The following is a 12,228-nucleotide window of genomic DNA, read 5'->3' as shown; positions in this document are numbered from 1 at the left end:
CTTTGATGCAATGCAACGTGATGTTGGCTGCCTTGACCCAAATCTAAAAACACAAGCGCATTTCCCGGCGGCGTTGCACGGAGGAGGGGATGTTCATTGCTTCGCGATATTTTGTGACGGTGCGGCGCGCAACATCGATGCCGGTTTCCTTCAGCCGGACAGCGATGTCCTCATCGGAAAGCACGTCGCCGGGAGATTCTGCGGCAATGATCGCTTTGATCCGATGCCGGACAGCTTCAGCGGAGTGCGCATCGCCGCCTTGGCAGGACGCGATCGCGACGGTGAAAAAATACTTCAGTTCAAAAACTCCGCGCGGGGTAAGCATGTACTTGTTCGAGGTCACCCGGCTTACCGTCGACTCGTGCACGCCGATCGCGTCAGCGACGGTTCTAAGATTGAGAGGCCGCAGGTGGGCGACGCCGTGTTCCAAAAAGGCATCCTGCTGACGCACGATTTCAGCCGCAACCTTAACAATCGTCTTGGCGCGCTGATCGAGGCTGCGGATTAGCCAGTTCGCGTTTTGCAAGCATTCGTCGAGAAATGCTTGATCTTTCGAATTTTGGGCAGTTTGACGCGTGACTTCGGCATAATAGGTTTGGTTGATCAGCAGCTTTGGCAGCGTGGCGGGATCAAGTTCGATCTGCCACCCGCCTTGCGGCGAGGGCGTGACCCAGACGTCGGGTATGATTGATTCAGACGCACCGGATTCGAATCTGTTCCCAGGCTTGGGATCGAGCGCCCGAATCTCATGCATCATGTCGAGAAGGTCTTCTTCATCGACGCCGCAATGCTGCTTCAGTGCCTCAAAATCCCGTCGCGCAAGCTTTTCAAGATGGGCAACCAAAGCTGCCATTGCCGGGTCGAGCCGATTTCGCTGGCGCAACTGAATCTCGAGGCATTCTCTGAGACTTCGCGCAAAAACTCCCGGTGGATCAAATTGTTGCAAGGTTCCGAGAACCCGTTCCACAACAGCCTCATGGACATTCAGGCTCTCGGCCAACTCCAAAAGGTTTGCCCGAAGATAGCCAGTGTCTTCCAGATCGGCGGCAAGCTGGCCAGCGATCAGCCGCTCCTGTGGTGTGAACGCAGTGAGGGCGATCTGACGAGCGACATGGTCGTGCAATGTTTCGGCGAGGGTGGCATACTCGTCGAGGGAAGGGCCATTGCCGGGCGGGTTGTTGGTCGTGTTGCGAAGTGATTTCCATTGCCCGAGCCGTTCAGGCGAACCTGCCCCGGTCGGTCCTTCAACGGCGTTTGCCCCAGGGCCGACAGGCTGATCCGCTCCCGAAATCGAAACGTCGTCAAAAGGCCCGCCATCGCTTGATGCAGATTCCAAGAGCGGGTTCTTCTCAATTTCCCGCTCCACGAACTGATGCAGTTCAGTATGCGCCAGTTGCAGCAAGCGAATCGACTCAATGAGTTGAGGCGATGCCACCATGGATTGCTTCTGGCGTTGAAGCAGGCTTGCTGAGGATTGCATGGTGAGCGCGATAATCCTGTCGAGGAGCCTCTTGGGCCGGCACTGGCACCAGGGAGACGTTTTCTAGGTCAAGCGGCGGCTTTCAGCGTTTCGAGAACGTTTTGCGGGGATGAGACGCCATACGGGTCGGCCTCGCAGTTGTCGGAGAAACCTTCCTCCTCGAACCAGTGCTCCACCACGCCATTGTTGATCAGGGCGGCGTAGCGCCAAGAGCGCATCCCGAAGCCGAGATTGTCCTTGGCGACCAGCATGCCCATTTTGCGTGTGAACTCGCCTGAGCCATCGGGGATGAGCTCGACCTGCTTCAGGCCCAAGGACTTCCCCCACGCATCCATGACGAAGGCGTCGTTGACTGAGAGGCAGTAAATCGCGTCAATTCCCTGCTTCACAAACTCATCATAGAGCTCTTCGAACTTGGGTAATTGGTATGTCGAGCAGGTCGGGGTGAAGGCGCCAGGCAGCGAGAACAGGATGACCCGCTTGCCGGCAAAGTAGTCGTCAGATGTCTTTTCCTGCCAGCGATATGGATTTGGCCCCTGGACGGACTTATCGTGAACACGTGTGAGAAAGGTGACGAAGGGAACTTTGTTTTGAACTGTCATTAATTTGCTCCTGCAAAGTAGAAAACTGGCGCGCTGGATTCTGGCAGAGCCTGGCGCAATACCGAGCAAAGGCTCGTATGCCGGGCACGGAGTGAGGACCTCGCGGTTAGCAACCTCCTTTTTCCATGCCGGGGAATGTCTTGGCTGCTGGTCTTTGCCACCCGAACGCAATCGATCTGAGCGAGCTGGAGACCGTCGAGCTGCTTGCTTTCCACGGCTATGGCGCCCGGAGGAGACGATGTCCCGATGTTCAACGGGAACGGGCACCGTCTCCTCAGGCCACTGTCTAGAGCTTCGCGCGTCGGGCATGGTGCAAGTCGCTTTCATCGTTATTTGATGGTGCTCTAACCAGGAGCAGCAAGCGGCGTGCCATTTCAAATAGAGGTGCTGTTGGACCGCCCCTTCTTCTCGGAGGCCGTGTCTTAGAAGATCGGGCGCGCGCTATGCCGCCTCGTCACACAGGCAACAACGATGCTGTACGGTGCGGATATTCGGCGCTTCAGCCTCGGCTGGGCAAAGACGAACCGGAAGCCGAGCCGATGCATTACCTGAGGCTGGAGGGCACTCCAGTCATTGCGTAGCGTGTGGCGCTAGCGTTCCTGGGTGCGCAGGCACGGCTATCGCGAACATGCGCGTGTCGCAGCAACATGAGCGCGCGCTCTTGGGCAAGCGCCCTGGCCCCGTGAGGATCGAATTCCCCAATCGTGTCTGTTTGCCGCCCTCTTATGTTCGAAACTGGACCAGAATGTCGCAGGCCCGACCTAAAGGTCGCCCGAGGCGTTCTGTCCGACACTGTACCGTCGCCTTTGTTGGCCCGCGACACCGGCTTATTTCGCCTAGCTCTTCTCTGGCCTCAGGCTAAGCCGCTGAGAAGCTGCCACGATTTTTTTCTGCTGCGGCCAAATTGGCACGAGATTTGAAGCACCTTCGTTGCGGGCCGGGAGCCGCCGACCGACTTTCATTTCGTGGATGACACGAATGGAACGAAGAAAGAAAAGCAAAATGTCAAATCCGCGTCGGATAGCGTCTATGGGCAGGGGGTCCTCGGCGAAACCGCCCTTACCCAACAGCTCGCCGCCCTTGTCGACCCTTGCGCAGGAAATCTTGGCCGGCGGCGAGTCAAAGGCTGACCACACCGACTTTATCCTGACCTCGAAGGTACAGGATAACGTTCTGCATCTGGCCGCGCGTTTGCCTAGACAGTTAAGCGTTAGCCGATCCTGATAATCGGTCTGCCTTCCGACGGCGTCGTCTACATGCCGTCTTAGGTCTTCTCTACCGCAGCGCCCGCCGGTCACCTTCCGCCCTTCCATCGCTATAGAGTGAAGTGCCACCCATGTCCGAACAACCTTTGCCGACGCTGCCGATGTGGCGCGTCGATCACATTGAGCCCTCGCCTGAGATGTTGGCGTTACGGGCCAACGGTCCGATCCACCGCGTGCGCTTCCCGTCCGGGCACGAAGGCTGGTTGGTGACAGGCTATGACGAGGCCAAGGCGGTGTTGTCCGACGCGGCGTTCCGGCCCGCGGGAATGCCGCCGGCGGCATTCACCCCGGATTCGGTGATTCTCGGTTCGCCAGGATGGCTGGTCTCGCACGAGGGGGGCGAGCATACGCGGCTACGCACGATCGTGGCGCCGGCCTTCAGCAACGGCAGGGTGAAGCAGCTCGCGCAGCAGGTCGAGGCGATCGCCGCGCAGTTGTTTGAGACGCTGGCGGCCCAGCCCCAGCCCGCCGATCTGCGGCGCCACCTCTCCTTTCCGCTTCCCGCCATGGTCATTGGCGCGCTGATGGGCGTGCTCTACGAGGATCACGCCTTTTTCGCCGGGCTGTCCGACGAGGTGATGACGCACCAGCATGAAAGCGGCCCGCGAAGCGCGTCGCGCTTGGCCTGGCAAGAACTCCGCGCCTACATTCGCGGCAAGATGCGGGACAAGCGCCAGGATCCGGGCGACAACGTGCTGACGGATCTGGTCGCGGCGATCGACCAGGGCAAGGCGACCGAGGAAGAGGCGATCGGCCTGGCGGCGGGCATGCTGGTGGCGGGGCACGAGAGCACCGTCGCGCAGATCGAATTCGGCCTGCTGGCCATGTTCCGCCATCCGCAACAGCGCGAACGCCTGGTCGGCGATCTATCCCTGGTGGACAAGGCGGTGGAGGAAATCCTGCGCATGTACCCGCCGGGCGCCGGCTGGGACGGCATCATGCGCTATCCGAGGACCGACGTGACCATCGCGGGCGTGCATGTTCCCGCGGAGAGCAAGGTGCTGGTCGGCCTGCCGGCGACGTCATTCGATCCGCGCCATTTCGACGACCCGGAAATCTTCGACATCGGACGTGACGAAAACCCGCACCTGGCGTTCTCCTACGGGCCCCACAACTGCGTCGGCTTGGCGCTGGCCAGGATGGAACTCAAGGCGGTGTTCGGTTCGATCTTCCAGCGCTTTCCCGCGCTGCGCCTGGCCGTGGCGCCCGAAGAACTGAAGTTGCGCAAGGAGATCATCACTGGCGGGTTCGAGGAGTTCCCGGTGCTCTGGTGATACGCGGACGCCACCAGGAATCCCGATGTTCTCGAATTGCCGGCGCGCCTGCCGCGCCGATCAGATCAGCCAGCCAACAGGTGACCAAGATGGACGTGCAAGACACCATGGCATCATGCCAGGACGCCTTCGCCGAACTGGCGTCGCCAGCGTGCATTCAGGACCCGTACCCATTCATGCGGTGGTTGCGCGAGCACGATCCGGTACATCGCGCGGCGTCGGGCCTCTTTCTGTTGAGCCGCCACGCCGACATCTACTGGGCGCTTAAAGCCACTGGCGATGCTTTTCGGGGGCCGGCGCCAGGCGAACTGGCGCGCTATTTCCCGCGTGCGGCGACCAGCCTGTCGCTAAGTCTGCTGGCGTCCACTTTAGCGATGAAGGAACCTCCAACGCATACGCGTCTGCGCCGGCTGATCTCGCGCGATTTCACCATCGGCCAGATCGACAAGCTGAGGCCGACCATCGCTCGCATCGTCGCAGCGCGCCTGGACGGCATGGCGCCCGCGCTGGAGCGCGGGGAGGCGGTGGACCTGCATCAGGAATTCGCGCTGGCCTTGCCCATGCTGGTTTTCGGCGAACTGTTCGGCATGCCCCAGGAAGACATGTTGGGGCTCGTCGCCGGCATCAGCGCCATTCTGGAAGGCCTGAGCCCGCACGCCAGCGATCCCCAGCTCGCCGCGGCGGACGCGGCCAGCGCCAGGGTGCAGGCCTACTTCGGCGACCTCATACAGCGCAAGCGTATCGATTCCCGCCACGACATCGTGTCAATGCTGGTCGGCGCACACGACGACGATGCCGAGACGCTGTCGGATGCGGAATTGATCAGCATGCTTTGGGGCATGCTGCTGGGCGGCTTCGCCACCACTGCCGCGGCCATCGGCCATGCGGTCCTGGCGATGCTGGCGTATCCCGAACAGCGGCACTGGCTGAAGGGAGATGCCGTGGGGGTGAAGGCTTTCGTCGAAGAAGCCCTGCGCTACGACGCGCCCGCCATGTTCAGCTCCATTCCGCGTATCGCCCAGCGCGACATCGAACTGGGCGGCGTGGTGATCCCGAAGAACGCGGACGTGCGCGTGCTGATCGCGGCCGGCAATCGCGACCCGGACGCCTTCGCCGATCCCGATCGCTTCGATCCCGTGCGGTTCTACGGCACCAGTCCTGGCATGTCGATCGACGGGAAGATCATGCTGACCTTCGGCCACGGCATCCACTTCTGCCTTGGTGCGCAACTGGCCCGGGTGCAGTTGGCCGAGAGCCTGCCGCGGATCCAGGCGCGCTTCCCCACGCTGGCATTGGCCGAGCAGCCGACCCGGGAGCCCTCCGCGTTCCTTAGGACATTCCGCGCGCTGCCGGTACGGCTGCATGGGAAGGAGGGCTGAGATGCGCGTCGTAGTCGATCAGGATCTGTGCGGAACGACCGGGCAGTGCGTGCTGACGCTGCCGGGCACCTTTCGCCAGCGCGAACCGGACGGCGTGGCCGAAGTGTGCGTGGCGACGGTCCCGCAGGCGCTGCACGCCGCCGTGCGGTTTGCGGCCAACCAGTGCCCGGTCGCCGCCATTCGGGTGATCGAAAGCGACGCCGGCCATGACGAGCGCGCCAGCGCCGACCCTGCGCCTTCTCCGGTGGAGGCCGAGCGGCATGCTGCGAAAGACCAATGCAATTCAGGAGACACGATGGGACGGTTTGAAGGCAAGGTGGCCGTGGTGACCGGCGCCGGCGCCGGCATCGGCAAGGCATGCGCTCTCGCCATCGCGCGCGGGGGCGGCAGAGTGGTGGTGGCCGACATTGATGGCCCGGCGGCCATCGCCTGCACCGCGCAGATCGCAGCCGAAGCAGGCCACGCGCTGGCCATACCCATGGATATCGCCGATGAGCAGGCGGTGGCAGCGCTGTTCGAGACGGCGGAGCGGCACTTCGGGGGGGTCGACCTGCTGGTGAACAATGCGAGCGCCATGCATCTGACCCCGCGCGACTGCGCGATCCTCGACCTGGAGCTGGCAGTTTGGGACCAGACCATGGCGACCAATCTGCGCGGCACGCTGCTCTGCTGCCGGCAGGCCATCCCACGGATGATCGCCCGCGGCGGTGGCGCGATCGTCAACATGTCGTCGTGCCAGGGGCTCAGCGGTGATACGGCGCAGACGTCCTACGCCGCGTCGAAGGCGGCGATGAACATGCTCTCGGCTTCGCTCGCTACCCAGTACGGTCATGCGCAGATCCGCTGCAACGCGGTTGCGCCGGGTCTCGTCATGACCGAGCGTCTCCTCGCCAAGCTGGACGAGTGCATGCAACGGCATCTGCGCCGGCACCAACTCCTGCAGCGCGTCGGCCGCCCCGAGGACGTGGCCGCGCTCGTGGCGTTCCTGCTCTCCGACGATGCTGCGTTCATCACCGGCCAGGTCGTGTGCATCGATGGCGGCATGCTGGCGCATGTGCCGACATACGCCGACGGTGGCAACAGCTGCGCCGCGCGCCCCGCCGGCGACACCGAATCGGCGACGGCGGCGCGCTGCTGATGGACATGCTGCTCAACCCACTCAACCGCCGGCACCGGCTGCGATGCGACATCCCGGTCATGCCTGGCGCTTTCCCCCTGGTCGGGCATCTTCCCGCCATTGTCTGCGACCTGCCGCGCCTGCTGCAGCGCGCAGAACGGACGCTGGGCAGCCACTTCTGGCTGGATTTCGGCCCTGCCGGACATCTCATGACCTGTGTGGATCCGGACGCATTCGCACTGCTCAGGCACAAGGACGTGTCCTCGGCGCTGATCGAAGAGATCGCGCCCGAATTGCTTGGCGGAACGTTGGTTGCCCTGGACGGCGGCGCGCACCGGCAGGCGCGCGATGCCATCAAGGCAGCGTTCTTGCCCAAGGGACTGACCCAGGCCGGGATCGGCGACCTGTTCGCGCCCGTCATCCGGGCGCGGGTGCAGGCGTGGCGCGCCCGCGGCGAGGTAACCATCCTGCGCGAAACCGGCGACCTCATGCTGAAGCTCATCTTCAGCCTCATGGGCATCCCCGCGCAGGACCTGCCGGGATGGCATCGCAAGTACCGGCAATTGCTGCAGTTGATCGTCGCGCCACCGGTCGACCTGCCCGGACTGCCTTTGCGGCGCGGCCGCGCCGCCCGCGACTGGATCGACGCGCAGTTGCGCCGGTTCGTCCGCGACGCGCGCGCGCATGCCGCGCGCACCGGGTTGATCAACGACATGGTGAGCGCCTTCGACCGCAGCGACGATCCGCTCTCCGATGACGTCCTGGTCGCGAATATTCGCTTGCTGCTGCTTGCCGGTCACGACACCACTGCCTCGACGATGGCCTGGATTGTAATCGAGCTGGCGCGGCAGCCTGTGCTATGGGACGCCCTGGTCGAGGAGGCGCAACGCGTGGGCGCGGTGCCGACCCGGCACGCGGACCTGGCGCAGTGTCCGGTCGCCGAGGCGCTGTTTCGCGAGACACTGCGCCTGCATCCGGCGACCACGCTCCTGCCGCGTCGCGCGCTGCAGGAATTGCAACTCGGCCAACGGCGCATTCCCGCGGGCACCCATCTATGCATCCCGCTGCTGCATTTCTCGACCTCGGCGCTGCTGCACGAGGCGCCTGATCAGTTCCGCCTGGCGCGGTGGCTGCAACGCACGGAGCCGATCCGGCCGGTTGACATGCTGCAGTTCGGTACTGGCCCACACGTCTGCATCGGCTACCATCTGGTATGGCTGGAAATGGTGCAGTTCTGCATCGCCTTGGCGCTGACCATGCACAAGGCCGGGGTGCGGCCGCAGTTGCTGAGCGACGTCGAAAAAGGCCGGCGCTATTACCCGACCGCACATCCGTCCAGGGCAATCCGCATAGGCTTCTCATGAGCTGGCATCGCATGCCCTGTGTGGCAAGGCAGCGGCGCCGGCGGGGCGCGGCATTGCTGCACTCAGCGCACGCACTCGTGTGACGCCGGCAACACCGTGACGACTTGCGCTCGCCGTGGCCGTCTCAGCTACAAGGACATGAACAACATGCAGACCGGTCCCACTCCACGCGACGACCGAACTGGCGTTTCCGCATCCGGCGGGTTGGGCGCGCAGGCGCGCGGCGCATCTGGCGGGCTGCTCCCCGAGATCTGGATGCAGGACGGCGCAAAGCGGGTCGAACAGGCGCTGGCGCGTCTGCTCTGCGCCGAAGACGACGGTAAGACAGAGCTGATGGCGGCCATGCGCTACGCCACCTTGCATGGCGGGAAGCGCACCCGCGCCTTGCTCTGTCTGGCTGCCGGCGCACTGGCGGGCACGCCGGCGCACATGCTCGACGACGTCGGCGCCGCCATCGAGATGATGCACGCCTGTACGCTGGTCCACGACGACCTGCCCGCGATGGACGACGACGTGCTTCGCCGCGGCCTTCCGACCGTGCACGTAAAGTTCGGCGAAGCCACTGCGATCCTGGTCGGCGATGCGCTGCAGGCCCACGCCTTCCTGACCCTGGCGAGCCTGGATGCGCCGGGCGACAACCGTATCGCGCTCGTGCGCGAACTGGCGCAAGCGGTGTCCGCCGAGGGTGCCGCAGGCGGGCAGGCCATGGATCTGTCGCTGGTCGGAAAGCACGCCGGGCTGGACAGGATCCTGGCGATGCACGGGATGAAAACCGGAGCGCTAGTGCGCGCGTCGGTTCGCATGGGCGCGCTATACTCCATCGCGGAGGATGCCGCGCACGCTGCGCTGTATGCTGCGCTCGATCGCTACACCGCCTGTTTCGGCCTGGCGTTGCAGGTGGCCGACGACATTCTCGACGCGACGGCGGATACCGCGACTCTTGGCAAGACCCCCGGTAAGGACGCGGCGGCGCAGAAGCCGACCTGCGCGTCGATCATGGGGCTGCAGGCTGCGCGCCAGTTCGCCCTGTATTTGTTGCACGACGCCGGGGAGGCCATCGCCACTCTGGGGCCGCGTGCGGAAGGGTTGGCGCAGATGCTGCAGCGGGCCAACGCCTATCTGTCCGCGCCATGCGCATGAGCGCGCCCATCCGTAAGGACTCGCCCCTGTGCTGGTGCGATCGGCCGGCGGGCGCTGCATGCTGCACTGTGTCCGTGTCGGCGGCGACGTGCGCGGCGTCTGCCCGTTTCTGTTCTCGTTAGCCCTCTGCAGAAGGAACATCCCGCGTGAACGCGCTGTCCGAACAGATCCTTTCCGAATTGCGTCACCTGCTGAGCGAGATGAGCGACGGCGGCAGCGTCGGTCCGTCCGTATACGACACGGCGCGAGCTCTGCAGTTCGACGGCAACGTCACCGGTCGGCACGACGCATACGCGTGGCTCATCGCGCAGCAACAGGCCGATGGCGGATGGGGAAGTGCGGACTTCCCGCTGTTTCGCCATGCGCCTACCTGGGCGGCGTTGCTGGCATTGCAGCGTGCCGATCCTCTTCCCGACGCTGCCGACGCTGCCGACGCAGCCCAGGCTGCAATCCGGTTCCTCGAGCGCCAGCCCGATCCCTACGCGCATGCGGTGCCGGAAGACGCGCCCATCGGCGCGGAGCTGATCCTGCCGCAGTTGTGCGACGAGGCCGCATCCTTGCTGGGCGGCTTGGCGTTTCCGCGCCACCCGGCGCTGTTGCCATTGCGGCAACCACGCCTGGTCAAGCTGGGGGATGTGGCGACGTTGCCGAGCGGCCATCCGTTGCTGCACTCCTGGGAAGCCTGGGGGACGTCGCCGGCCACCGCATGCCCGGACGCCGACGGCAGCATCGGCATCAGTCCAGCGGCCACCGCCGCGTGGCGTGCGCACGCCTTGACACAGGGAAGAACGGCGCAAGTCGGGCGCACCGACGGGTATCTGCAGGCGGCATCGCGGGCGACGCGCACCGGCATCGAAGGTGTCGTTCCCAACGTCTGGCCGATCAATGTGTTCGAGCCATGCTGGTCGCTGTACACCCTGCATCTGGCCGGTCTGTTCGCGCATCCCGCTTTCGCCGAGGCGGTGCAAGTGATCATCGCGCAGCTCGACGCTTGCCTCGGCGTGCGCGGTCTGGGCCCGGCCTTGCACTTCGCGGCGGATGCGGACGACACCGCCGTTGCGATGTGCGTCCTGCGCCTTGCAGGCCGCGACCCGGCGGCCGACGCGTTGCGCCAGTTCGAAACCGGCGAGCTGTTCGTCACCTTCCCCGGCGAGCGCAATGCCTCGGTGTCGACCAACATCCATGGCCTGCATGCGTTGCGACTGTTGGGAAAGCCCGCCGCCCGCACCAGTGCCTTCGTCGAGGCCAATCGCAACCCGCACGGTCTATGGGACAACGAAAAATGGCACGTTTCGTGGCTGTATCCCACCGCGCATGCGATTGCTGCGCTCGCGCAAGGCAACCCCCAGTGGCGCGACGAGCGCGCGCTGGCCGGGCTGCTGCGGGCGCAACGCGACGACGGCGGCTGGGGCGCCGGTCGCGCGTCCACATTCGAGGAAACCGCCTATGCGCTGTTCGCGTTGCACGTGATGGACGGGAGCGAAGAGCCGGCAGGGCGCCGGCGCATCGCGCAGGCGGTGGCGGGTGCGCTGAAGTGGATGCTCGCCCGCCACGCAGCGCACGCACTGCCCCAGACACCGCTGTGGATCGGCAAGGAACTGTATTGCCCCACCCGGGTGGTGCGCGTGGCCGAACTCGCCGGGTTGTGGCTGGCGCTTCGTTGGGGGCGGCGCGTCTCGGCCGAGGGAGCAGGAGCGGGGCCATGATCCCGACCCATCGCGCCCTGCAACAGGTGCTGGAGTGGGGGCGTTCCCTGACCGGGTTCGCCGACGAGCATGGCGTGGAAGCAGTCCGGGGCGGCCAGTACATCCTGCAGCGCATCCAGCCGAGCCTGCGCGACACCAGCGCCCGCACCGGCCGCGATCCGCTGGACGAGACGCTGATCGTGGCGTTCTATCGAGAACTGGCGCTGCTGTTCTGGCTCGACGATTGCAACGACCTTGACCTGATCGCGCCGGAGCAGCTCGCCGCGGTGGAGCAGGCGCTCGGGCAAGGCGTGCCGTGCGCGCTCCCCGGATTCGAGGGCTGTGCTGTGCTGCGCGCTTCGCTCGCCGCGCTCGCCTACGATCGTCGCGACTATGCTCAGCTTCTCTACCATACCCGGTGCTACTGCGCGGCGCTGCGTGCCGGACATGCGCAGGCGGCAGGGGCAGAGCGCTGGTCCTACGCCGAGTACTTGCAGAACGGCGTGGATTCGATCGCCTACACGAACGTGTTCTGTTGCCTCTCCTTGCTGTGGGGGCTGGACATGGCGACCTTGCGCGCGCATCCGGCGTTTCGCCAGGCCCTGCGGCTCATATCCGCAATAGGGCGCTTGCAGAACGATCTCCATGGACTCGAAAACGATAGGTCGGCCGGCGAGGGGGACAACGCGGCGATCCTGCTGCTGCAGCGCTATCCCGCCATGCCTGTGGTGGAGTTCCTCAAGGACGAGTTGGCCGGCCACACACGCATGCTGCACCGGGTGATGGCGGAAGAATGTTTTCCACCGCCGTGGGGACCGTTGATCGAAGCCATGGCGGCCATCCGCGCGCAGTACTACCAGACCTCAACCAGCCGCTACCGCAGCGACGCTGCAGGCGGAGGCCAGCGTGCGCCGGCGTGAAC

10 protein-coding genes and 1 pseudogene are annotated in these 12,228 nt (G+C 64.7%); 8 read left to right on the top strand and 3 right to left on the bottom strand.

What is annotated here, in order from left to right:
• Window positions 1–43: 43 nt before the first annotated feature.
• The 3 genes from rpoN to NKI49_RS17845 all read right to left on the bottom strand — a co-directional run bounded on the left by rpoN (window position 44) and on the right by NKI49_RS17845 (window position 3,218).
• Entirely contained in the window at window positions 44–1,480 is a 1,437-nt protein-coding gene (gene rpoN / locus NKI49_RS17855; RefSeq protein ID WP_352603569.1) for an RNA polymerase factor sigma-54, read from the bottom strand.
• A 68-nt stretch (window positions 1,481–1,548) separates the two neighbouring features.
• Window positions 1,549–2,082, bottom strand: a complete 534-nt coding sequence (locus tag NKI49_RS17850) for a peroxiredoxin (protein WP_352603567.1) — start codon at window positions 2,080–2,082, stop codon at window positions 1,549–1,551.
• Window positions 2,083–2,918: 836 nt separating this feature from the next.
• Window positions 2,919–3,218 (bottom strand): hypothetical protein, encoded by a 300-nt coding sequence (locus tag NKI49_RS17845; protein WP_352603565.1) that lies wholly within the window; start codon window positions 3,216–3,218, stop codon window positions 2,919–2,921.
• A gap of 200 nt (window positions 3,219–3,418) precedes the next feature.
• On the opposite strand from NKI49_RS17845, the gene NKI49_RS17840 reads away from it, so the two are divergent.
• The 8 genes and pseudogenes from NKI49_RS17840 to NKI49_RS17805 all read left to right on the top strand — a co-directional run bounded on the left by NKI49_RS17840 (window position 3,419) and on the right by NKI49_RS17805 (window position 12,226).
• Complete coding sequence (locus NKI49_RS17840) at window positions 3,419–4,621, top strand: cytochrome P450 (protein WP_352603563.1); 1,203 nt, start codon at window positions 3,419–3,421, stop codon at window positions 4,619–4,621.
• An 89-nt stretch (window positions 4,622–4,710) separates the two neighbouring features.
• Window positions 4,711–6,000 (top strand): cytochrome P450, encoded by a 1,290-nt coding sequence (locus tag NKI49_RS17835; protein WP_352603561.1) that lies wholly within the window; start codon window positions 4,711–4,713, stop codon window positions 5,998–6,000.
• Window positions 5,984–6,127, top strand: a pseudogene (locus tag NKI49_RS17830) (ferredoxin); the annotation flags it as partial. The gene NKI49_RS17835 and the pseudogene NKI49_RS17830, both read left to right, overlap by 17 nt.
• 168 nt (window positions 6,128–6,295) lie before the next feature.
• Window positions 6,296–7,138 carry an SDR family oxidoreductase gene (locus tag NKI49_RS17825; RefSeq protein WP_352603647.1) on the top strand — a complete coding sequence of 281 codons (843 nt, stop codon included), beginning with the start codon at window positions 6,296–6,298 and terminating at the stop codon, window positions 7,136–7,138.
• Window positions 7,138–8,481: a cytochrome P450 gene (locus tag NKI49_RS17820; RefSeq protein WP_352603559.1), complete on the top strand. Its 1,344-nt coding sequence runs from the start codon at window positions 7,138–7,140 to the stop codon at window positions 8,479–8,481. The genes NKI49_RS17825 and NKI49_RS17820 overlap by 1 nt, the downstream gene beginning before the upstream one ends.
• Before the next feature lie 147 nt (window positions 8,482–8,628).
• A complete protein-coding gene (locus tag NKI49_RS17815; RefSeq protein ID WP_352603645.1) occupies window positions 8,629–9,621 on the top strand; it encodes a polyprenyl synthetase family protein in 993 nt (330 codons plus the stop codon).
• A gap of 146 nt (window positions 9,622–9,767) precedes the next feature.
• On the top strand, window positions 9,768–11,327 hold the full coding sequence (locus NKI49_RS17810; RefSeq protein WP_352603557.1) for a hypothetical protein: 1,560 nt from the start codon (window positions 9,768–9,770) through the stop codon (window positions 11,325–11,327).
• Entirely contained in the window at window positions 11,324–12,226 is a 903-nt protein-coding gene (locus NKI49_RS17805) for a terpene synthase family protein (protein WP_352603555.1), read from the top strand. Before NKI49_RS17810 ends, NKI49_RS17805 begins: the two co-directional genes overlap by 4 nt.
• The last annotated feature ends 2 nt before the right edge of the window (window positions 12,227–12,228 follow it).

Source organism: Mesorhizobium sp. M0587 (genome assembly GCF_040320945.1).
Classification (GTDB): domain Bacteria; phylum Pseudomonadota; class Alphaproteobacteria; order Rhizobiales; family Rhizobiaceae; genus Mesorhizobium.
Note: the sequence above shows the minus strand (reverse complement) of the source record. Positions and strands in the feature narration are given on the sequence as shown.